Consider the following 23,083-nt stretch of genomic DNA (forward strand, 5'->3'; position numbering starts at 1 on the left):
ATTTATACTGGATAACGCCAGAGCGCCCGTCAAAAGTACCGACAGTTTCCGTTTTAATTGCAATTTCATACTCTGCACTCCTTTTATCTATATTTTTTGTAATACCTATGTCATGAAAGTCTCATTTGCTATGCCAGATAGCAGGAATCCCGCAATGAAACCAGTCCCAAATAAGTCCTCCAGCTTTCCTTCCAGGCCTCCCTGGTATAATGGGCACCCAGAACTCCTGTTACATTATAGAGCTGAAGCGAGGACTGCCCCACATACCAGACGCCCATATTGTCCGGAAGAACAATCTTTTCCCTGTTGTATTTTCCATGCCAGGGCATGGGGATATCTAAGGGAGGATTGGAAGCAAGAAACATGGTGCTTAAAAACAACGGTTTCTCCGTATCCCGTTCATCTGCATTTTCTCCCAATCTACTCTTCCACTGTAATGCTTTGAATCTTCTCACTCTTCACCTTGAATTCATAGCCATCTACATCCACTGCATTTTTCTTATTTTTAACAATATCACCATTGGGACCGATTAGATAATACTTCACACCTGGCGGATCGTACCTTACAGTCCACACAGTTTCTTCCTTTTTTTCATTATAAATACCTGAATTACATACCTCTGCAATGAAATCTTCGACTTCCATCTTATCAAGCTTTTTATACTTAAATAAAACATTTGTATGAGGATTCTCCTCTGATACCGATTCCTGCCTGATAATAGCATACTTCTGTTCCTCTTCCGGTTTAAGCAGCCAGCCTGCCCTATACAGCCTGCCATCTTTTTTCCCATTTACACCGCTTCCTTTTAAATAACCGCTATCTTCAAACATAAACTCAAAGGACTGATCACCCAGCTTTACTATCTGCTTTCCCGTCAGAGCAGAGCTATTTGGACCGCTAAAGAAATAAAAACGCCTTTTGTGATTATATATTTCATCAGCGAAACTTTCTCTCAGGTATCCGCCAACGCGCCTTTCATAATCTAATAATTCTTCAAATTTCTCTTCGTCAGAAAATTCACGCCCCTCTTTGTCCTGGTACCATGTGTTTATAATTCGGCTGGATGTTCCTTTGTCTTCCATTTCCAGGCATACCAGACCGCTTATCAGTCTGCCATAATTGTCAAACCCATATCTCTCACCGTCAATGGTACGAATTTCATTTGCATAAAGATTTCCATCGCCATCCGCATAGTACGAATAAGTTTCATTATCTAAATGCTTAGACTCCATCAGGTAACGGCTTGGAGTAGCTCTAAACCATCCCTTGCTATATCGCGCTCCTGATTCCGGGCTGCCAAAATACATAAATTCCTTTGTATATAAGGAGCCTCCCTGCCTTGCAGTTAAATTTTCCTCCGCACTCACGTTCTTATCATAGATGTCCGTTGTAATAAGATCCGGATCCGCGTACCAGGAAGAAATCATACGCCCACATTCATCAAATCCGTATTTCTGTCCATCGATTGTCTTTTGTACAAGCCGATCTGGCTTACCCCTGGTTTTTTTACCGGATGAAGAGAAATAAAACCATCTTTCCTGTTGCTCATCATCCCACAAACCATCACCGGGCATCATTTCGTCCTCAGGATCCGCCTCCACGCGGATCCGATCCCAGCCACGACGCATTGCCCCATCACCTTCCGGGCCAAAATAATAATCACAGTCTTTCCATGCATCCTCACCGGTCTGACGTTCTCCATCTGATACCCAGCCATAGAGCATCCGGCCTTCTGCATCAAATGTATATTTCTTTCCATCTATTTCTTTGGTCTTTATGGAACCGGAGGATGCGCTGTCAGGTCTCTTGCAAGCTTTTCCATTATCTTGAAAATAGTACCAATACTGCTCTGGTTCACCCTCCTGGTCCGCATTTTTATTGTCAAGGGCCACCCATTGGTCATGAGCCATGGCTCCATTCTGCTGAAGGTAATAATAATTATTATCAATCTCTAACAGCTGCTCCGCGGCCATTTGTCCGCTGCTGTCCATCCAAAACCAGTCATTTCCGGATTTGACCCAGTCTTCGGTTACTCTCTCTCCATTTTCCTCATAATATGCCCAGCCGCAGTTTTCCTCTATCCAGCCACTGGCTGCAAAGGATGTCAGCGCTGCAATGGCCGATAACATTGCTGATGTGGAAAGGGCCATTATTAATTTTGTCTGCTTCTTCATAAATAATTTCCTTTTCTCCTGATAGAATATTTTATTTGTTCAGCTGCAAATGATAGGTACCGGCCTGTCCTGTGAAGTAAATAATACCGCCTTCTTTTTTCGCTGTCTTCTTCTGGGATATGCCCTGTTCATCCGTAATGCTCCATTCTCCCTCAGAGATTCCTGCAACCGTCACCGCAACCTGCCCTTCTCCCGGAATTGTAACAGATACGTCCTTGGTCAAGCGCTCCTTATTTTTAGCAAATAAGGTTACCTTATCAAAAATTCTTGCGCCCAAGATATCCTCAGTTTCAATCAAAACCGCCTTATCCACCGGAGACTGATTGTTAGCGTCGGATACATACATCACATTCAGAAAATAGTCCGTTGCCGATTCTCTGGATGGACTGATTTCCACACGTCCCCAGCCATGCTCGGAACTGTAGTAGCTGTCGTAGTTTTGATAGTATTTACCGCCCTTTGGAGGGTAATTTCTGTCTAGCACCCAATACTGGCGTCCCGGTCCGCCTACCTTTGTAATCTGTGCATTCTGGGGATATAGGGTCTGCATTGTCAGTTTTCCGTTATAGCCAATGGTATCTCTCTTTATTTCGATAACATTGCCATCTACCTTTGGTTCCTGAAGTGAATGCATCAGGAAGATTTTCTTAAAGGATGGTTTTCGTGCCGTCACCTTGTCCATTACCACGAAGATTGCCGGTTTTTCTTCAATCCCTGTAGGCATGAACAGCATAGAACGTCTTACTTCCGATACCTTGTTGGAATATCCTGGTGCCAGATCGCCGCTTATGTAAGAATATTCCGGTTCCTTGGGGTCTTCCCCATATTCCATTGCAAGAAGATTTGCCTTATGTGATTTTTCATCCAAAAGGTCAGTCAGCACTTTCTGTTCTGCAGCCTCTCTCCGCTGTCCGCCAGAATTCCTGGGAGCCGGTATGGTTGTATTGCTTACCATTTTTTCATCCGGATCATAAATCAGAAGAGAGTTATGCCCAATTGTCTCCTTGGAAAAGTTGGCGTCATGCTGAGACCCAAAACTGTCATAACGGCCGATATCCCAGGCAAGCTGTCCCTTATAATAAATCTGGAAACTTCCTGAATCCAGATGGGCGTGATTTCCCACATATGTTTCTCCAATTTTAGCCCAAACAATTGCATCGGAAGACTCCACACCTTCGTTTAAACCGGTTCTGGCTACCATCAGACCATTGGGTGAGCCAAATAGCCTGGTATGAGGAAGTTCGGTCTTGGGCTTGGAAACCACATATGGATCGTTAACAATCAGGAAATTAGTTGGTGTCAGCAAAGGATGAAAACTATTATACGAAAAGAATTTATATCCGTTGCTGCACCTCTCATATTCACTTTTCAGATATCCGTCGTCCCAAATGGAAGAAGCATACAATAAATGGGGCATATCCCCTCTTGTCCAGGTAGGTATCTTGCCCACCAGGGAATCTCCATTTGTATCCCCTTCCGGGAAGGAACGGCCGTCAGGTCTGTTGTTATATACCAGCATATAGGGTACTTTTCCCATATCATCACTATACAGCTTTGTTCCGTTCATCCGGTAAAACAGAAACTCGGCCTGCAGCTCCACGGCAAACCTTAGGGGATTATATCCCAGGCCCTGATGGTAGGTGCCAGAACGATACCACCAGTTTTTAGTTTCAACCAGGCCGTTCATGATATAGCCGCCCACCAGATTGTAAATATCTGGATATTCATCATAGCAGGCAATGGAAAACGCCAGGAGATCCCGCTGGATATGGGTCTCAGAATTGTGCCCGTGAACGGCGTATACCTGGGTCATGGGCCAGCCGCCCATACCAGTAATCGTGGCCGCCAGCTTTTCCGCATGATCCACAAAAAGCCTCTTATCCTCTGCCGACATCAAAGGATAGCACCAGTCATAGACCAGTGCAGACAGATAGATAGTGGAGCCCTTTTCTCTTACCACATCTGACGCCTTGGGATTATATTTAAATGTATTCACTAAATTCCTGGTAGCTGTAACCGCCTTTTTCCCATTTTCCACATTCCCGTTAAGCGCATAGTCAAAGGCATATGCCTCAATGACTGCAAAAACCTTATAATCAAGATTGGATCCGGCCCCTGTCAATTCTTCGGGCAGCATACCGTCTGTATCAGTTGCCAGTAGCTTCTCCAATTCCCTCATAGCCGGCGCACCCTCGGCTCCAGTCATGTTGGCCCGTATAGCAGGAATATCCTTTTTTGAAAACATTACCCGCGGGTGCTCCCCCTTCACCGGGTAGGTGGACGGCATACCAAAACTTGCCGGCAGTATTTTTCTCTCAGCCTCCGTCTGAGCACTTGCTTGCACCGCCGTACCCGCCACTGCTTCATTTGTCGCAAAACTGATGTTTGTAGAAGAAATTACCATAGCGGCAATCAGCAACAAACTGCCCACAGCCCTTTCCCATTGTCCTTTCATTTGCGAACCCCTTTCCCATCCTTTTTCTAAATTTTCCTTATTTGTGCCGGTTCTTTCTCTCAACTATCCATGGTGTTTTTATTGACAGATAGTATCGGCATCTGGTAAATCAAACTTATCATGGAAGATATACAGGCACAATAACCAAAAAAATGCGAAATAACACTTTTTTGCAATCTGGCGTAAAAAACCCCGAAAGTACCGTACTATGAGCAAGGAAGGAATCCGGTATCGAATGAATCGCTTGATTCAGGCAGAAGGAGCCTTTGGAGTATTGAAATACGATTATGGATTCAAGAGATTTCTGACATGTAGAAAAACCAATGTAAAAATTGAACTTCTTCTGCTGAGTATGGGATATAACATAAATAAACTGCACTCAAAAATGAACTGCATCCTGTCAAGTAGACACATAAAACATCTAAAAATGTGGGCATGGTATACTTTTACAAAAACCTGTTATTGTCACCGTAAAACTCCTTTTGCTATACTGAATTTGAATCAAATTCAGCTTCACAAAAAGATCAGACAGGAAGGAGACCGGCCTCAAAAAGAGACCGGCAAAAACAGGGATGCATATTACAGAAGTACTAAAGGACGGCATGTCCGTAAGTGATGTTCTGAGGAATTTGGAGAAACGCGAAGAAAAATTTTTAAATGGCATGACATTTGCCGAAAGAGGAGCTATTATCCGTAAGCTTTTCCCACAAGTCTGCGAGACGAGGATCAAACAGGCTGACAACAGCCTGGAGGGCCACATGATTCTTCCCGGCTGCTCTTCTCTTCATTTTATCGGAGATCCGGTAAAATGGCATGAGAACATCTTTGATTATGATGAATACACCTATCAGCTAAACCGCATGGACCACTGGCGTTTCCTGGCGGAAGCATATTCCTACACCGGAGACCGGCGCTATGCAGAAAAAATCATCAGGGAATTCTACCACTGGATCGACGACTGCCCTTCCCAGCTGCTCTACCGCGCCAACGGCGAACTGGCAGTCGAAGATTTTGACGGCTGTGCATGCAACCAGGGAATCTGGCGCTCTCTTGAAGTGGGAATCCGCATGTATCGAACCTGGCCGTGGGTCATCCATCATTTAATAAGCGGCGGCTTTATCAATGAGAAATTTTTGGAAGCTTACTTAACAAGCGCTTATGAGCACGCTCAGATTCTCTATCTGGTGGCGCCGAAGCTGTGGCCCAACGCGGATCATAACCACTATCTGATGGAAAACAACGGGCTTTTATATTTAGCCTCCATGTTCCCTGAGTTTAAGGATTCTGAACTTTGGCAGAAGCACGCACTTCATGAGATGGACCGGAGTATCAATGCTCAGATAACCGAGGGCGGCGGGCAGATTGAAGGCTGCGCCTCCTACCACAACAGCTCTGCTTACTGGTTCTGCCTCCCCCTTCTACTTTCGGGAAAGTACGGGTTTACCGTCTCTGACGCCTATAAGACAAGACTTGGAAAGATGGTAGAATATTCTGCCCACGCCACCCGTCCCTGCGGCGGCAATTCTTCCTGGGGCGACAGCCACACCTACAGCAGCACACTGTCTACCGGCGCTTTCTGCCACTATATGGCCTTCGGTGACCCTTCCTACATGGAAAACGCCCATTATTATTACACCATGGATGAACTTCTGGGGGGTATGGCTCCCTATATCTGGGAAGTTCCGGACTTATATGACTTGCATAAGCAGATTGAGCGCATCACCACTAAAAAGACAATGCCGGATCTGCCCGTCTTCTCCTGGCAGAAGCAGCTGAAACAGGTGTTTTTACGAACCGACTGGTCCAATGATGCGCTGTATGTCATGTTTGCCTGCCGTACTCCTATCCAGAATAATCATGCCCATATAGATCCCGCAGGCTTTGAATTTACCGCTTACGGCCGCTGCCTTCTGGGTGATCCCGCCATCTATTATTACAAGGATGACGAGAACAGAAAGAATTTAAAATCGGCTCATTGGCACAACTGCCTTACCTTAAACAATAAAAATCCCTGGGAATACATCTCTTCCTGGCAATATGGAGAGCAGCAGCCCGGAGACATTCTGGCAGTAAAACAGACCGACCGGCTGATCTACTCCGTGGCTGAACACAGTAATTACCGGCCAACACTGCATAAACGCGCAGTCGCCATCGTTGATCAGAAGTTCCTTCTGGTTCTCGATATTCTGGATCATGTACTCCCGGACACCAGCGTTCAGATTAATTTCCATATGGACTCTCCCGTTGCTCTGGTCAATACGGAAGCTTCTTATGCCCACTCCTTAACCGGGGAAGCCAGCGTTGCTGTCTATTCTGACGCAAGCCTAAAACCGACCCTGGTTCCCGCCAAGATTTCCACCAAAAATGATGTCTGGCATGATACCGTTATCGCCCATTTTGAGGCAGAGCATTTAAACGACGCGCAGTGTGCATTTGTATGTGTTGCCATACCAGCCCGCGCCGGCGAGGTCCCCCTGAAGGTTACGGAGATAAAAAAGGAATTATATGCCAATGGAGCAGTCAAAGTAACCTTCGCAGTCTCCCACCAGAATTATGAACTTACCTTTTTAAATAACCAGCTTTCTATTAAATGATCCAGACAGAAATGCCGACAGCAAAGAGGCTGCGTTTGCGACAATCTATCGAAAAAGCAGCCTCTTTATTTTTTAATTCAAAATCTTCATACAGAGATATCCAGGGTTTCACCGATCTTTATTCTGTCTGTTTTTCTTAAACTGAAGTGGCGTTATCCCGTACGCCTCTTTAAATACTTTAATAAAATACTGGGAAGAGCTGTATCCCAACTGCTCCGCTATTTCTTTGACACTGTATCCTTCATCCAGCAACCGGATAGCGCGGTTTAATTTCTGTTCTTTGATATATTCCGCGTATCCTTTGCCCATCATCTGCTTAAACATACGGCTGACCGCGTCGAGACGCATGTGCAGTTCATCGGCCAGATAATCCAGAGAAATACAGGTCTCCAGGTTTTCATCAATGATCCGGAGGATTTTATCCTTTAAATCCACATCAACAGATTCCTTCTGATGCCTGATATTTCTGATAATGCTTTCACCCAGGTAATTTCCCCACTGATGGAAGGCGTCAATATCCGGAATCTGCATATAATATTCCCTGATGTCATAACCGAACACTACCCACATATCCAGCTGATACTGCTGCATCATGTGATAGAACATGGTAACTAAATCCCGAAGCGTGGAATTGCAGTAAGTGATGTCATAATTTCTGCTCTTAAAGGACACGATCAACCCTTCCATGCGGGTTTTAAAATCCAGAAAATTCTCATTTACAATATCACGCTCCATGACTCCAAACAGTTTTAAATGGCTTCCAGAGTGTTTCCGTTTTTCCAGCTGCAGCATCTCGTAAGACAGCCAGGCCTCTTCTACATAAATATAACGGTATTTTGCAGCTTCAGCCGCAGTTCTGTAGCTTTCCTTCACTCCCTCTTTTTTCATGGAGCAGTTCCTGCCGGAAACCATGCGGCACATATTCCACCGGACTCCCATCTCTTTCATGAAGCTTTTTCTGGCTGCCGTCATATTCTGCTCAGATGCAACAATAACAGCTACAAGCCCATCGTTCTCCATGGTTGTAAACAGCACTTCATAAGGTCTGCTTCCAATCGCATACTCTTCCTGCAGGCTTTCCACCGACAGCTTTCTGCCATCTTTTTCCGAGAGATAGAGGAAGAAGGTACATACACAGTCTCCCGTAAGATAGGGTTCCAGTTTATCATACCCCATCTCCGGATTTTTATTGAGAATGACTGACCGGACCGCGCTTTGAAACAGCAGCGCTTTGGAAGAGTCGATAGACTGATGCAGGGAACTGATTTCACTGGTCAGCACCTGGAGTGTTCCCTCAAAGCTTCTGGTGGCCTGTGAGATATCAATCCCCGCCCCCCTGGATACCTGCTGAATCCGTGTTCGATAGGCCGTGTTATTATAGTAGGTAATCATGGCAAGTACCAGCAGGTTAAAGGCGATTGACACCAGATAACCAATGATAAACATACGCTTTGTCACGTTATATTGCTGATAGAAGTTGCTGTCGGCAACCCGGTAAAGATATAACAGCCCTGTGTCCGGGGACACCGTATAAAACACGGTCTGCCTGTCTCCGCTCACATTCAGCGATACCGGCTGTCCGCCTTTTTCAAATACGATTCCATTTCTGCGGGCTTCTGCCATAACGGCACCCGCCGACATTCGTTCCGCTTCATATAAAGGAGTATCATAGATGACCTGCCCCTCTTTCCCTAAAATGGCCAGAGATCCCTCCTGCTCACTGATATACTTTCCAAACGCAGACTTCGCGATATGGATTCCCAGATAGATGGAGCTTCCCTTCCACTTGTGCTGGGTCAGCTTTACCACATACGTGATTACCGGCTCTTCTACTGAATACACGTTTATAGATCGGTGCATAAAACCATTCTCCTCCCCGCCCTCTTTCCATGGCTCAAGCCAGGGAAGATACTGAGTAAACCTCTCCTGAGTTTCCGGAAAATGAACCTTATCAAAGCCGGTCACCACAGTCCCCGTACCTTCATAGTAAATATCCATGCTTTTCACATAGGGGTAAACCTTCTGCAGCCTACGCATTTCGGCCACCAGCGCCAGAACCCTCTCCGGCGAACCGGCAATATCCTGTTCCTGGGGATACAAAAGGTCATCATTCTCCACCACGGGAGAAAAGTAGAACTGGGGGGTCTGGTAGGCAGACATCATAATTTGCTTATCAATATTGCTGAAGGCCAGATCCGTCACCTGGCTGTTGTACTCAATAAAACTTTTTAAATATGCTTCGTTGCTCATCCGGTGAAATACAAAATAATTAAACAGAGAGACCGCTGCGATGCTGAACAGGTTGAGCCATAAAATCACCACAAATACTGACGATTGCAGATATTTCCCTCTGACAGTTGTTTTGTGCTTCATACCCCACCTCCTGATACAGACACCTGGCGGTCTCTTTTTTAATTAGTATATCATATTTGTCTATCCTTTTACAGAACCAACGATCATGCCTTTAACAAAGTATTTCTGGAGAAACGGATAAGTACATACAATGGGTATCAGCGATAGTACCAACGCCGCCATCTTCATCGTTTCTGTATGAACCAGAACATCTGCAGCCGCTTCCATATCCGCGGTCTGTCCATTAGTCAAGATTGTCTGCAGTACATATTGCAGGACATACAGACTTTTTTTCGACACATACAGCATATTATCCATCCATGAGTTCCAGTGCTGCACGCAGTACCAAAGGGAAATCGTTGCCATGACCGGCATGGACAGTGGTAAGTACACCTGAAACAGTACCTGTAAGTTTGTAGCGCCGTCAAGCTTCGCTGACTCTTCCAGCGCAGCCGGAATCCCCATAAAGAAGTTTCTTGTGATAATCAGGGCAAATCCCGTAATCAGGCAGGGCAGAATATAAACCAGGAAGTTATTCGCTAAATGCAATTCCTTGATCAACAGGTATTTGGGTATCATACCTCCAGAGAAATACATGGTAAACACTATGAACATCATCAGGAACTTGCGGTAAGGAAGATTGGATTTTGCCAGCGGATAGGCTGTCAGTACCGTCACCAGCACTCCCGCCGCCGTACCGGCCACCGTTCTAAAAATGGTAATCAGATAGCTGTGCCAGAAATTGGGATCTGTAGAAATCTGCTCATATCCCGAAAAATTAAACTTGGTCGGAAACAGATGAAATCCCGTTTCATTTACAACTGATGCCGGGCTCATGGATATGGTGACTACCTGCATAAAGGGAAGCAGGATCGATACCATCAGTATCAGCGCAAATCCGTATGCGACTCCGTCTACAAGCCAGTCTTCCGCTGATTTTTTTCTTTTTCTTCGTATGGTGTTCATGACCACTCCCCCTTTACCATAATGCGTAATCATTTGTCCTTCGCGCTATGTAGTTCGTCAGCATGACAAGCATGAAAGAAATGATATTTTTAAATAAATCAACTGCTGTGGTGAAACTGTACTGCATGTTCTGAATACCCATCCGATATACGAAGGTGGAGATTACATCACCTACTCCATAAGTTGTCGGAGACAGGAAGTTATATACCTGCTCAAAGCTGTCGTTCAGAATTTTGCCGGACTCCATAATCAGCATAACCGTAACAATAGGCGCCAGGGCCGGGAGCGTAATATGCAGAATTCTCTGTATTCTGCCCGCCCCGTCCATCTCTGCCGCCTCGTAGAGGGCCGGATCGACAGAGGTAACCGCAGCCAGGTACACGATAGAGCCCCAGCCAATGGACTTCCACATGTCGGAAAGCACTAAAACTCCGCGGAAATACCTGGCCTCCCCCACAAAGAATACGGGGTCAAATCCCAGGTTCTGCAGCAGAATATTAACCGGCCCCCTGGATGGGGATAAAAACTCGATGATGATACCGGAGACTACAACCCAGGAAACAAAGTGCGGCAGATAAGAGATGGACTGGGCCACCTTTTTAAATTTAACATGTTTAATCTCGTTCAATACCAGGCACAGAAAAATCGGCGCCGGGAAGCATATCAGTAATTTATATAAACTGATAATTAATGTGTTTTTCAATACTGATAAAAAGAATGGATTGGAAAACAAACTCTTAAAATGCTTCAGACCTACAAAAGTACTTCCTTCAATTCCCTTCAAAGGATAGTAATCCTGAAATGCAATGATGAGTCCATACATAGGTCCATAGCAGAATACAAGGAAGAACAAAATTCCCGGAATCAGCATAATATAATACTCTTTATACTGTGATAAATTACCCAAAAAACCTGTCTTTTTTGGGGCTGCTTTTATTTTTGCTACTGTCATCTTTACCTCCCGAATTGTTCAGCCATTATTTCTGCAGCGCTTTCTGCTGCTCCGCATAAGCTTCCTGAACAGCCTTCTCAGCCGTGTCTCCGCCGGCTGCCTTAAATTCTGCTACGAAGGTATCGAAATAGTCAAGAGGTTTTGCACCTGTGATCATGTCAAAATAAGCCTGTTCAGTCAATGTATCCAGGGTTGCGCTTACATTGGCAAATTCTTCTGTAGCGGGAGCGTTAAAGCGATAGTAGCCGTTTCCTGTAATATCATTACCAAGCTTCACTTTTGATGCATTTAAACTCTCCGCATAAAGAACCGTGTCACCAAAATCCACCTGCATAATGCCCTGTTTACGAAGCTCAACTCCGTCTCCAATACGCTTTCTCGTTTCTCCGGCCATCTCGAAGTGCTTGCCTTCCAGACCATAGTTTGACAGTTCCATAAATTCTACATCTGAATAGTAAGCATCCAGAATTGCCAGGAATGCATCAACTTTTCTAGGATCGGAAGCGCCCTGTGTGGTCAGGCAGGTTAAGCGTCCTACTTTTGACCATGCCTCTGTACCGGATTTTCCATCTGGACCTACCGGTGCAGGTCCTGCTACAATTTTCGCTTCCGGATTCAATGCCTTCATCTCTTTTAAGCAGATAGCCTGGTTGTTTACATCATCAGAATCTGTGCTGTAGTAAAAATAGTGATATGGCATAGCGCTTGTCAGACCAATCTGTCCGTTCATAAAGGAATGAGACAGCCATGCGTAACCGCCATGATTTTCGCCTGTGATGAACTCCTTGTCGATGATTCCCTTTTCATACCATCTGTTTAATACTTCCAACGCCTGTTTTGCTTCGGGACGGATATATGGGAAGAAAGGAACGTTATCATCACCAAGCTGCATTTCCTCTACCAGGAAGCCTGGATTACCGCCGGTCATGCAGCGAAGACCAAATGCACCGAATACGGCTCCGATGGCTCGTTCCGCCATACCTGCTGTATCTTTTTTACCATTGCGGTCAGGGTCCTGCTCTACAAATGCGGTCAGCACCTCTTCATATTCTTCCAGTGTTTCCGGTACTTCCAACCCCAGATTATCCAGCCAAGTCTGGTTCCAGAACATGGCCATAGGCACTACGCTCATGGGATTGGAAACCCCATAGTTCTTTCCTTTATAGATCATCGTACTCCACAATGAGCCATCATCGTTTTCATCCGCACATTTTGCGAAGTTCGGCGCTTTCTCCCTGATAGTTTCAATAGGAAGTTCTGCAATAATGCCACCCTCCACATAGGTAGCCAGATCAGCCGGGCTTCCAATAACCATAACATCCGGCATCTCGCCACCGGCAAACTTTACATTTAAATTTTGCTGATAATTATTGGAATCTACATAAAAACCTTTTAAATCAATATTGAAGCGTTCCTCTATCATCTTAACTACTTCCGCGTCATCATCCACCTCTGCGGAGGTCTGACCAGTCAGCCACGACATTTGAACCGGCTCCTCACTTACCGCCCCGGTTGTACTTCCTTTATCGGATGCAGTTGTCTGGCCGGAACCACATCCAGTCAGCATACTTCCTGTCATGGCTGCCGCCATCATGCACGCTGTCCATCTCTTCCATCTTCTCATTTTATCGTCCTCCATTATAATTTGAAATTTGCCTTTTTACTCGCTCCCCATTTAGTACTCCATGATTTACTCCCAGCCTGGCGCCTGTCTGTATAAGGAAGGCGGAGCACATGGGCCGTACATTAATGTGAGAATAGCACATGTCTTTCCTCCAGACAATCCACAAAAAATTGCAAAATAACACTTTTTTGCAGCCGGTATATACTTCGTCTTTTCTATACCTTTTCCATATATCCATGTTATTCCCTTTGTTTATTTGGTTTTTTGCCTCACCACCCAACAAGAAGATATCATATTGCAGAAATGTATCATTGAAGCTGCAAACGGCTTTTCTTATAATAAAGATAACATTTATACAGGAGGATTTTTATCTATGATTACTATTCCGGTAAAGGAAAGGGAAGTAACTGATGAAGATTTATTTTCTGCTCTTCAGCTGTCGTATCCCGGGCTTTCAGAAGTACGTCATTCGTTAGAAGCCGGCAACACACTTCTTGCAAAAAAAGAACTGGTCACTTATTTTCAGACCCGGACCAATGTAACTTATTACTTTGATTACCGCAGTCTCCCTTTAAAACCCATCGATACCGACAGCAATCCTCAGCTGTTCCAGGCGGCTCTAGGACTGAAGGGCAGCTTAAAAGAGTTCTGTCTGTATGCAGGAAAAAAGATGATGGAGCGTGTGTATGTCCGTCCGGGCGGAGATGTGGAAATCGAGCTGGGGCCTGACTACGAGAATCTCCCTCATTTTAATGTTAAAGAAGATATAGGTAAAAAACACCGTACGGTTCTGGATATCTTTTCAAGGGGACAGTTTTTTGAATACCTTGCCGTCCTTTACCATGAAACAGGGGACCGGGCAGTGTTGGAAAAATTGGAAGAAACCCTTCAGATGTTCTGGGAGCATTATCCCTTGGATCTGGAATTTACCGATCCGGATATCTCTCATTTTTTACATACCGAGGACCGAGATGTGATGAGTACCGGGTTTCTGACCCTTTGCTATCTCAGTTTATTTTATACAAGGATTCCTTATGAGATTTCTACGGAAATGGCTTTTGGAATCCTAAAACGAATCTGGTTCCTAGGTATCCAGTTCCGCCGGTTTGACACAGATACATACCGGAAATTCAACCATCATATGTGGGAAAGAGGTCTGGTGCCGTTTATGCTGGCTACCCTGCTTCCTGAGTTTCCGGAGCTTGCAGCCATGAAAGACAGGGGTACCCAGGTAGTCCGCCAGCACGTCATGGATGATTTCAATGAGGCCGGAGGTTACAGCGAGCATTCTATTCCATACTGGAGCGGCGCCGCTCTGGGCGAGATGATCAGCAACGGCATTTACTTAGGAAACTTAAACCGTACAACGCTTCTGGATGAAGAAAGCGGATGCCGAATTCAGACCAGCTACGATATCCTGGCTAGTATCGCCCCGCCTCATGACCGTTTTCCGTCTCTGGGAGATAACGGCGGCCCCAAGGTGAACCAGATCTTATCCAACGGTGCTTACCGTGCGGGCAATGATGCCTGCAGAGAGCTGCTCGAATACCGGTTAGGACAGACTGAAGAGCTCCCGAAGATACCTCTGGATTACTGCAATGACAAAAGCGGTTTTTTCTGTTCCCGAAGCAGTTTCTCTGCCGACGCCAACTATGTTTTAATGTCTGCCAAGGTGAATTGCGGTGACACCGGGCATAACCACATGGATATGCTTTCACTCTTTATTTCCATGAGGGGACAGGAACTTATCGGTGAGCCTCATTCCAGACAGCTTTACCACTCAGTCCGGGCAGGAAGCCCCCAACGCGGATATATGTATAATATGACTTTCCACAATACGGTACTGGCTTATGGAAACCCGGTTCAGGATGACCGGTTCTATGCTTTAAAATGGGGCGTAATGAGACCGGACTCTCCCGTAGAGTACTTCACCTCCAGGGAAGAAGGCTGTTTTGTCAGCGCATACCATGATGCTTATACCTTCTGCCGCCATACCAGAAAAATTCTCGTCTGCCGGGAGAAAGGATTTCTGATTCATGACTGTATCCGGGGCGGTGACCGCCTTCCCGATTCCCATATACAGCGGTGGAATCTTTTTCCTGACGTATCATACCGTCAGCTTGATGACCGAAGTGTCCTTCTGGAAAAAAACGGCGCTCTTACCCTGCTTTTATGGAACGGAGCCCCCAGTCTGCATATCTGGCAGAAAGAGGACTTATATCCTGAAATCGTCAAAGACCGGAATCAGCTGTCAACCATCGTCGATGTGCACTTTACACCTGTCATGGATGCTGATTCTGGTATCGGCCCTGTCTCGCAGAGTTTGCTGATTCTGGATGTGACAGACGGTATTCCTACAATCGGGGATAGCGACAGCCTGTGTGCCGGTCTGCTTTCCTGCGCGGAACACGATAACCTTGCCGGAGCCCTCGACTTATTCCTGCAAATAAAATAGTTTTATTAAAAGAAAGGAAGATAATTTCATGAATGGTCTGTTTTCAATCAACAGTCCCCTTTGGAGTATATCCAGCAAAGCACTGAATTTTTTGTGGCTGAGTATCTTATGGCTGGTCTGCAGTCTGCCGGTCATCACCATAGGGGCTTCAACCTCCGCACTTTATTCCATAACGCTGAAATACGTCCGCAATGAAGAAGGATACTTAACAGCTTCCTTCTTCACCGCTTTTCGGCAGAATCTCAGGCAGGGAGCCATTATCTGGCTCGTACTCCTGCTGGCCGGTTTATTTCTGGGCCTTGATTTTGTGTTCTATTACCGGGGTGAACAGACCGGGATCGGATACATGATATTAATGACCCTGTTTTTCAGCCTGGCACTGGTCTTTGTCCTGATGAATTTGTATGTGTACGCGGTCCTGGCCAAATTCCAGAACTCTGTCTTCCATATCATAAAAAGCTCCTGCATCATGGCCCTCTGCCACTGGCCTTCCAGCCTAGCTATGCTGATGCTGTCACTGTTAATTCTGGCGGTGGGATTCCTGGCATTTCCACCTCTGCTTTTCTTCGCACCGGCCGGCCTATGCTATATGCATTCCAAGTTTTTATGCCGGATATTCGACGGCTACATCGCAGCCTGATGCCATCACTCATTTGGAATGCAGGCAAAGAATACGGATATGCAGACATTTACTGATTCTTTCCATCGTGTTCTCCCTTTGCTGAATAATCTCCTCACCATATCAGAAAATCTTTTTCTGCAAGACGAAGAACAGCCTCTGCCATAAAATAATCCGCATAAATCAGATCTGTCTGCTGATTCCCGGTGCTGTGGTAATCTACCTTACAATTCTGGACAACAGAATCATTTTCCGGATTCCAGTCACAACACCGCTCTGACACCGCCTTCACAATCTGCTCCGCATGACTGCGGTACAGCCGCTTCTCCTGCTCTTCTACATGTTCCGCTATCTCCAGCAATCCACAGGCCGCGCAAAGCCCGGCCGACGCGTCCCAGTATACCGGCTTCTTAGGCTGTCTGAAATCGCACAGAGGAATATAATCCGTTAAAGAGATATTAGAAATAAAATAATGAGCCGTCCTTTTTGCCGTATCCAGATATTCAGGATCTTTCGTATAACGGTAGCTCAACGCAAATCCATATAGTATCCAGGATTGTCCGCGTGACCAGGAAGAGGCGGCCGAATATCCCTGTCCCGCCATAATCTCTGTAAGTTCACCGGAGTCCGGATTCAGGCATGCAATATGGCCGCAGGAACCGTCGGCCCTGACAAGAGTTCTTTTTACAGTATCCGCATGAGCCTTTGCAATATAATAAAATCTGGGATCCTTTAGTTCTTTAGAGGCCCAGTAAAGAAGCGGTATGTTCATCATTGAATCCACGATGATCCAGCCGGTACAATCCTGCCCTTCTTCCACACATTCAGGATTCCAGGCTCTGATATATTTTCCTGCCGGATTATATCTGCCCGCCAGAATATTGGCCGCCAGAAGCCCGCGTGTTCTGGACTCCTTTGAATCGGTCAGCCGGTAATCCGCAACTGCACTGTGAAGCCACATAAATCCAATATCATGATGCAGTCCCATAAAATCATGCAGCGCCTTATCCAGCTTCCTCTCCGCCAGTTCCGCACATTTACGATAGTTATCCTTCCCCGTGGCATGATACATCTTCCATAAAATCCCCGGCCAGAAGCCATTTGTCCACCAGTAAATATCCGTTTCACCATAATCCGTTTTATAGCTTCCTTCTATTGTCCGATAAGGAATCTTATCCCCCATTCTTTCACATTCTGCCTGAAATTTGATATCCATTTTTTGAAATAAAAGCGCTAACCATTTTTCCACAGCGTAAAAACCTCCTTTACATAAACCGGTTAATAATTATAATTTTTCATAAATTCTGCGGGATTCCAGGGCGGAAGAACCAGATCATCCTGTATCTCCTGAAGATGGGATTTAAGCAGTGTATTCAGTTCCATCGCTGTTTCCCAGTATCCGTTCTTTTTATCTTCCTCTTCTTCAAACAACAGATTTTTTGTTTCCTGCCTGTCATTTTTCAAATCGTAAAGTTCCAGATAATACTCATCTTTAAAAAGATCCACAATATATTTATAGTTCTTCCATATCACGCACCTCTGGAAATTGCCGCGGGAACCATTGCCATCATACTGGATATAGACAGGGCGTTCTTTAACTCTTCCTGTCCCCTCTAAAAGCCCCTTTAAGGAAGCGCCACTTACATCACTGGCCGGAGTGACTCCGTAAAAATCGCAGATTGTAGGAAATACGTCAATATGGCTGATAAACTCTTCCCTCACCATCCCTTTTTTACTTCCCCCTGGCAGATGAATGCTGAAAGGAGTTTTGGCAGACTCTTCATACATGCACATTTTCTGGAACAGGCAGTGAGAACCCAGCATTTCACCGTGATCAGAGGTGAATACAATCATAGAATTCTCATACAGGCCCTTTTCCTTCAGCTTCCCGATAATCCGGCCCACACACTGATCCAGCAGGGATACCAGCCCCAGATAGGTCCTCCAGGCTTCTTTCCAGTCTTCCAGCCGGTAAGCGCCACCTATGTATCCCGTAAGATTATATTTTTGTAAGGGCGACTGGTTCTCATACCATCGGTTCACATTGTCCGGCAGTTCCACATCCTCTGTTTTTACCTGAGAATACCAGGGGTCCGGAATATCAAACGGTGGGTGGGGCGCCACATACATCATGCTCAAAAACAAAGGTTTTTCACCGGAAAATCCGTCCAGCGCCTTCACGGCAGCATTCGTAAAATAACCGTCGAAATAACAGTCATATCCTTCCTCGTACAGTCCAGTATGAGGATTGGAATAAGAACAGACTCTGGTATGTACACCGTCAGCCATCTCCGGGATCGGGGTGGTAAAGAGTGGCCCTCCCGGCATGCGCTTCCCCTGACCTCTCACAAAAGTACGGTAACTCTCCTCTGTCGTCAGCCATCTTGTCTTCGTATCAGGGCGCTTCTCCAGCGGTATTCCTTCTACAAATAAATGCTGTTTTCCACTGTGGATACACTCCATCCCCAGGTGTTCCATAATGCTGTAGAGATGGTCAGTCCCTTCTTTTACTTTGGAATACGGTTCCTCGGGCGGAAACCATCCATTAATCAGGCTTCCATTCACTCCCGGATAAGTTCCGGTAAACAGCGCGCCTCTGGCGGGCACACAGAGTGGACTTGCACAGTACGCGTTGGAAAAGCGGACACTGTCCTGCATCAGGGCGTCAATATTGGGGGTGTATCCTTTCTCCAGCACATCATAACGAAGCTGATCCGCAGCTATTAATATACAGTTTGGCATATCTTCCTTTTTGCCGTTCTTATTCATGTTTTTCCCTTTCCCCTCCGTCCGTATAATTGTTTTTTATACAGATAAGGCGTAGTTCCATTATAGTGAACATATCATGCATATTCTTAAAACACAATAATCAAATAATTGTAAAATAACACTTTTTTGCATGGTGATTTCCCCTCATATTTTCAATTATTTTACGGATATACCCACTTTTTTTGTTGTTTTCAACAGGTTTTTCTTCCTTTTACACACGCTCCGCAAAAAGATTGTTACCCCGCGAAAAAGTATCATTGAAGAAATCTTATCCTTAAATTACACTGAAACCAAGCATAATGCCAGGCACAATACAAGAAACAATCAAACTGAAAAAGAGGGGATAAACAATGGTACAGAAAATCAGGATAAACACTTTATGTGAAACTCTGCTGAAAGACTGGTGTGAAAAGCTTTTAACCCTGCAGATTACATGCTCTGACGATAAAGGGCTGTACGGCGGTATTCTGTGCCCTGCCTGCGCTGGCCGCCTGTTCCAGAATTACCGGGGATACAGAATTAGAATACAGGGTTGCACGGTCTTTCGAAACCCATCTGCATGCGTTCTTGCCTGACGGAGGCTGGAATAACAGCTTTGGTACACGGAATTACAAATGGAGCTACTGGGTAAGCCGTACTACGGATGGTTCTGCATTCGGCCTGCTCCTACTGGCAAACCATAATCCCGCATTCGCCCCGGCGGCATACGCCAATCTCCAGTTACTCCGGCGGTGTACCCACAACGGTCTGCTCTATGACGGCCCCCACTATACTGCAGTCGGTGAACGCGCCTGTGTACACCATACATTTACTCACGCAAAGGTTCTTGCGGATATTTTAAACCAAAAACCTTCTTTTCCGGAATCGCCCATGCCTGTTCTCCTTTTCAGAGACGAAGGTATCCGGCATTTTGCTGATATTGACAGTTATTTCATCAGCTGTCACGGTATGCTTGCTTCTATCACCGCAAATGATTTTGAATATATTCCGGGTGGTCACGCCAGCGGCGGAAATCTAACCATGTTATGGCACCCCGCGGCCGGCCCCATTTTGTGCGCCTCAATGAGTCAGTACCAGACAGAAGAACCGCCGAACATGTAGCTTCCCCGTTTCGCCCGCCACGAGTGCCTTTCCCCTGCCCTGGAATATGAGGAAGACGGCATACGCTTCACGTCCCTGTACGATTTCGAATGCGTGATGTCATATCAGGACACCCCAGGCGAGTACACAGTACACGTCCAGGGGCATCTTCCTGACATAAACCATGCACTCCCCGCTAAGCGGACAACACATGAAAGCCGCTATACTTTCCGGGAAGACAACTTTCGTTTCAAAGCAGATGTAAGCGATTCCCGCGTTTTTTATCAGTGCCCCCTGATCTCAAAAGCGGAAGAATCCGCATTACTGAGCGAAAACCGGCTTATAATCAAAAAAGAGCTCTCGGAAATCATCTTAACCGTAGAACAGGGCCATTTGCTTCTGCCCCATGGCCTGGAACGATGTTATAATCTGGCTCCGGGATTACAGGCCATAAAGGCAGTAATTGCCTCCAAAGACAGTCAGATTTGTTTTCATCTGAAAGTAAATAAACTTTAATTTAAAAACCAACAGCGAAAGGAGGTTTATCAGTCCGTCATGGGCTGATAAAAACAGCATGAAACACATTACAGAAGTATTGAAGGACGGACTTTCTGTCCACGACGTCCTCGTGAACCTTAAGGAACGGGAAAAAAAATTCCAGCAGGGCATGTCTTTTATGCAGCATGGAGATACCATACACCGTCTCTTTCCTGACATTTATAAAGTGCAGGTGGAACAGGGTGAAAGCTGCTTTAACGGAATGGCCGTTCTCCCTGGTTCCGCTTCCCCGCATTTTATCGGTAATCCAGTAAAATGGCATGAGAACCTTTTTAACGATGCGGAATATACCTACTTTTTAAACCGTATGGATCACTGGCGAAGCATGCTGGAGACCTATTCTCTGACCGGTGATGACAAATATGCCGGTAAAGTAATAGAAGAGTTCTATCACTGGATCGAAGTCTGTCCGCGCCAGCCATTATATGATGAGACCGGGAACGTGATTGTAGAGAATTTTGGAGGCTGCGGATGCAATCAGGGTATCTGGCGTTCCCTCGAAACCGGCATTCGCATGTACCGGACCTGGCCGTACATAATCCATCATTTAATTGATACCAGCTATATAGATGAAGATTTTCTAGAGACCTATCTCACCAGCGTCTATCAGCACGCCGAAGTCCTCTATGCCGTTCCTCCGATTCTATGGCCCAACGCGGATCATAACCACTACCTGATGGAAAATAACGGACTGCTCTACTTATCCTGCATGTTTCCGGAATTCAGAGATTCTGAAATGTGGAAGCAGCACGCTGTGCATGAGCTGGAACGCAGTATTTTCGCTCAGGTCACCTCCGGAGGAGGACAGATCGAGGGGTGCCCGTCTTACCATAACGGCTGTCTTTACTGGTTTGTCCTTCCTATTTTGCTGTCAAAAAAATACCACTTTACTGTCTCTGATGAGTACCGTAAACGTTTAAAGCGTATGGTGGAGTATTCCGTTCACGCCACCTGCCCCAGCGGGGGGAACTGTCCATGGGGAGACAGCAATACCTTTACAGGAACCTTTTCCTGGGGAGCTTTCTGCCATTATCTGGCGTTTGGGGACAGCAGTTATATCGCCCAGGCACGGACCTATTACAGTTATGAAGAACTGGAAAAAGCCGCCTCAAAATATATCTGGGAAGTGGACGACTTATATGATTTACACCGCGCCCTCAACAATGCAAAGGAAAGCCCATCGCTTCCTGTACTGCCCACAATTTCGTGGCAGAAAGACTTAAAGCAGGTATTTATGCGCACAAACTGGTCACAGAATGCCCTCTCTTTGATGTTCGCCTGCCGCACACCAATCCAGAACGCACACGCGCACATGGACCCGGCAGGATTTGATTTTACCGCTTACGGATTCCCTCTTTTGACCGACCCGGCCATCTTTTGTTTTCGTGATGATGAAGACCGCAAAAAATTTAAATCCATCCACTGGCACAACTGCCTGACACTCAATCATCAGGACCCCTGGAAATATATCTCCTCCTGGAACTACGGCCCACAGCAGCCAGGTGACATTCTATCAGTGAGCTCAACAGACAGACTGATGTATGCCGTGGGAGAGCATTTAAACTATACCCCGGCCATTCATAAACGCGTTGTTTCCCTGGTGGACAAACAGTTCCTGCTGATCTTGGATCTGCTGGATGAAGTTGTGCCTGATTCCAGTGTGCAGATCAACTTCCATATAGACTGCCCCACTGTCATGGTTGATTCGGAACACCGTCTTGTCCGTTCTCTGTCCAATGAAGCTAACATCGGTATATTCTCTGACGGCCAGACAGTTCCTTCTCTCATTCCCGCCAGAAGATCCACGAGAGATGACGTGGCTCACGACACCATAATTGCTCGGTTTGAAGCAGAACATCTTGCTGAAGGACGCCATGGTTTCGTATCTGTTGCTTATCCAGTCCCTGCAGGAAGCCCCCTTCCGGAAGTTACCAGCATTAGTAAAGAGTTCCAGGCCGATGGTACCTTCCTTGTATCATTCAGAACTGACGGACACGACTACCGCCTGTCGCTACATCAAAACGAGCTGACGCTTCTATTGTAAACCTGTAAGCAAAATGAGGCTGAAAGCCTGATTAACTGAATAATGCGGGCATTTGCTGCAGATGATTGCCTGGCTGATTTTTGCTGATTTTTAAGATAGAGCTTTTCCTTAACATTTTCTGTATTAAAGGATAATATAAATGGTACCAGAAAATTTAATAGCAAGTTGTATTAACACACAAAACCCCAGGGGCGCAATGAACTGCCTGTCTCAGATGCAGCGGAACAGCTAGACATCCATATAATAGTTTATATCGTTGGATTCATGAATACGAAGATTATAGAGAAAGTGCGTTCCCAGGTCATGGGTGCGCACTTTATAATTATCAGTATAAATTTAATAAATTAAAGAGTGAAAATAAGTATTTGTTTGTCCCTCATTACTTCGACGCCCTCTGCGATCCACCGCAAGTGTATATCGCGCGACTGCCAAAATCGGCA

The 23,083-nt window shown here is 45.8% G+C and carries 16 protein-coding genes and 1 pseudogene; 8 read left to right on the forward strand and 9 right to left on the reverse strand.

The genetic code is table 11. From position 1 onward, the window contains the following. Positions 1 to 128: 128 nt before the first annotated feature. From ABFV83_RS13835 to ABFV83_RS13845, 3 genes are read right to left on the reverse strand one after another with little or no spacing between them, the layout of a single operon-like run. Positions 129 to 419, reverse strand: a complete 291-nt coding sequence (locus tag ABFV83_RS13835; protein WP_349944604.1) for a hypothetical protein — start codon at positions 417 to 419, stop codon at positions 129 to 131. A gap of 1 nt (position 420) precedes the next feature. Further along, entirely contained in the window at positions 421 to 2,175 is a 1,755-nt protein-coding gene (locus ABFV83_RS13840) for a cell wall-binding protein (protein ID WP_349944606.1), read from the reverse strand. A gap of 31 nt (positions 2,176 to 2,206) precedes the next feature. Further along, the gene (locus ABFV83_RS13845; protein WP_349944607.1) at positions 2,207 to 4,630 is read right to left on the reverse strand and encodes a heparinase II/III family protein; all 2,424 of its coding nucleotides are present in this window, start codon (positions 4,628 to 4,630) and stop codon (positions 2,207 to 2,209) included. A 211-nt stretch (positions 4,631 to 4,841) separates the two neighbouring features. On the opposite strand from ABFV83_RS13845, the pseudogene ABFV83_RS13850 reads away from it, so the two are divergent. Beyond that, positions 4,842 to 5,015 (forward strand): annotated as a pseudogene (locus tag ABFV83_RS13850) (transposase); the annotation flags it as partial. A 187-nt stretch (positions 5,016 to 5,202) separates the two neighbouring features. After that, positions 5,203 to 7,224: a heparinase II/III family protein gene (locus ABFV83_RS13855; RefSeq protein WP_349944609.1), complete on the forward strand. Its 2,022-nt coding sequence runs from the start codon at positions 5,203 to 5,205 to the stop codon at positions 7,222 to 7,224. Between the two features lie 108 nt (positions 7,225 to 7,332). Here the strand turns inward: ABFV83_RS13855 and ABFV83_RS13860 are convergent, their stop codons facing one another. The 4 genes from ABFV83_RS13860 to ABFV83_RS13875 are packed head-to-tail and all read right to left on the reverse strand — an operon-like array spanning position 7,333 to position 13,118. Further along, positions 7,333 to 9,597 (reverse strand): AraC family transcriptional regulator, encoded by a 2,265-nt coding sequence (locus ABFV83_RS13860; RefSeq protein WP_349944611.1) that lies wholly within the window; start codon positions 9,595 to 9,597, stop codon positions 7,333 to 7,335. Positions 9,598 to 9,657: 60 nt separating this feature from the next. After that, the gene (locus ABFV83_RS13865) at positions 9,658 to 10,542 is read right to left on the reverse strand and encodes a carbohydrate ABC transporter permease (RefSeq protein ID WP_349944612.1); all 885 of its coding nucleotides are present in this window, start codon (positions 10,540 to 10,542) and stop codon (positions 9,658 to 9,660) included. 13 nt (positions 10,543 to 10,555) lie between these two features. Then, on the reverse strand, positions 10,556 to 11,494 hold the full coding sequence (locus ABFV83_RS13870; protein WP_349944613.1) for an ABC transporter permease subunit: 939 nt from the start codon (positions 11,492 to 11,494) through the stop codon (positions 10,556 to 10,558). 25 nt (positions 11,495 to 11,519) lie between these two features. Then, positions 11,520 to 13,118 (reverse strand): extracellular solute-binding protein, encoded by a 1,599-nt coding sequence (locus ABFV83_RS13875; protein WP_349944615.1) that lies wholly within the window; start codon positions 13,116 to 13,118, stop codon positions 11,520 to 11,522. A 373-nt stretch (positions 13,119 to 13,491) separates the two neighbouring features. Here ABFV83_RS13875 and ABFV83_RS13880 point away from each other — a divergent pair, with 373 nt between their 5' ends. Beyond that, complete coding sequence (locus ABFV83_RS13880) at positions 13,492 to 15,573, forward strand: heparinase II/III family protein (protein ID WP_349944616.1); 2,082 nt, start codon at positions 13,492 to 13,494, stop codon at positions 15,571 to 15,573. 28 nt (positions 15,574 to 15,601) lie between these two features. Further along, a complete protein-coding gene (locus tag ABFV83_RS13885; RefSeq protein ID WP_349944617.1) occupies positions 15,602 to 16,213 on the forward strand; it encodes a YesL family protein in 612 nt (203 codons plus the stop codon). Positions 16,214 to 16,307: 94 nt separating this feature from the next. Here ABFV83_RS13885 and ABFV83_RS13890 read toward each other — a convergent pair whose 3' ends face one another. Then, on the reverse strand, positions 16,308 to 17,441 hold the full coding sequence (locus ABFV83_RS13890; protein WP_349944619.1) for a glycoside hydrolase family 88 protein: 1,134 nt from the start codon (positions 17,439 to 17,441) through the stop codon (positions 16,308 to 16,310). Between the two features lie 29 nt (positions 17,442 to 17,470). Beyond that, positions 17,471 to 18,961, reverse strand: coding sequence for a sulfatase-like hydrolase/transferase (locus tag ABFV83_RS13895; protein WP_349944621.1), 1,491 nt, complete (start codon positions 18,959 to 18,961; stop codon positions 17,471 to 17,473). A 350-nt stretch (positions 18,962 to 19,311) separates the two neighbouring features. On the opposite strand from ABFV83_RS13895, the gene ABFV83_RS13900 reads away from it, so the two are divergent. The 4 genes from ABFV83_RS13900 (at position 19,312) to ABFV83_RS13915 (ending at position 22,643) form a co-directional block, all read left to right on the forward strand. Beyond that, positions 19,312 to 19,536, forward strand: coding sequence for a hypothetical protein (locus ABFV83_RS13900; protein ID WP_349944623.1), 225 nt, complete (start codon positions 19,312 to 19,314; stop codon positions 19,534 to 19,536). After that, entirely contained in the window at positions 19,529 to 20,062 is a 534-nt protein-coding gene (locus ABFV83_RS13905) for a hypothetical protein (protein ID WP_349944624.1), read from the forward strand. Before ABFV83_RS13900 ends, ABFV83_RS13905 begins: the two co-directional genes overlap by 8 nt. 93 nt (positions 20,063 to 20,155) lie before the next feature. Next, positions 20,156 to 20,557, forward strand: a complete 402-nt coding sequence (locus ABFV83_RS13910) for a hypothetical protein (protein ID WP_349944625.1) — start codon at positions 20,156 to 20,158, stop codon at positions 20,555 to 20,557. A gap of 58 nt (positions 20,558 to 20,615) precedes the next feature. Beyond that, a complete protein-coding gene (locus ABFV83_RS13915) occupies positions 20,616 to 22,643 on the forward strand; it encodes a heparinase II/III family protein (protein ID WP_349944627.1) in 2,028 nt (675 codons plus the stop codon). The last annotated feature ends 440 nt before the right edge of the window (positions 22,644 to 23,083 follow it).

The sequence above is a fragment of the Lacrimispora sp. BS-2 genome (genome assembly GCF_040207125.1).
Taxonomy (GTDB): Bacteria; Bacillota; Clostridia; order Lachnospirales; family Lachnospiraceae; genus Lacrimispora.

Excerpts from the sequence above, each read along its gene's own strand:
- ABFV83_RS13840 (WP_349944606.1), bottom strand. The coding sequence starts at position 2,175 with ATGAAGAAGCAGACAAAATTAATAATGGCCCTTTCCACATCAGCAATG.
- ABFV83_RS13895 (WP_349944621.1), bottom strand. The coding sequence starts at position 18,961 with ATGAATAAGAACGGCAAAAAGGAAGATATGCCAAACTGTATATTAATA.
- ABFV83_RS13880 (WP_349944616.1), top strand. The coding sequence starts at position 13,492 with ATGATTACTATTCCGGTAAAGGAAAGGGAAGTAACTGATGAAGATTTA.
- ABFV83_RS13885 (WP_349944617.1), top strand. The coding sequence starts at position 15,602 with ATGAATGGTCTGTTTTCAATCAACAGTCCCCTTTGGAGTATATCCAGC.
- ABFV83_RS13860 (WP_349944611.1), bottom strand. The coding sequence starts at position 9,597 with ATGAAGCACAAAACAACTGTCAGAGGGAAATATCTGCAATCGTCAGTA.
- ABFV83_RS13865 (WP_349944612.1), bottom strand. The coding sequence starts at position 10,542 with ATGAACACCATACGAAGAAAAAGAAAAAAATCAGCGGAAGACTGGCTT.
- ABFV83_RS13915 (WP_349944627.1), top strand. The coding sequence starts at position 20,616 with ATGAAACACATTACAGAAGTATTGAAGGACGGACTTTCTGTCCACGAC.
- ABFV83_RS13845 (WP_349944607.1), bottom strand. The coding sequence starts at position 4,630 with ATGAAAGGACAATGGGAAAGGGCTGTGGGCAGTTTGTTGCTGATTGCC.
- ABFV83_RS13875 (WP_349944615.1), bottom strand. The coding sequence starts at position 13,118 with ATGAGAAGATGGAAGAGATGGACAGCGTGCATGATGGCGGCAGCCATG.
- ABFV83_RS13900 (WP_349944623.1), top strand. The coding sequence starts at position 19,312 with ATGGTACAGAAAATCAGGATAAACACTTTATGTGAAACTCTGCTGAAA.
- ABFV83_RS13870 (WP_349944613.1), bottom strand. The coding sequence starts at position 11,494 with ATGACAGTAGCAAAAATAAAAGCAGCCCCAAAAAAGACAGGTTTTTTG.
- ABFV83_RS13855 (WP_349944609.1), top strand. The coding sequence starts at position 5,203 with ATGCATATTACAGAAGTACTAAAGGACGGCATGTCCGTAAGTGATGTT.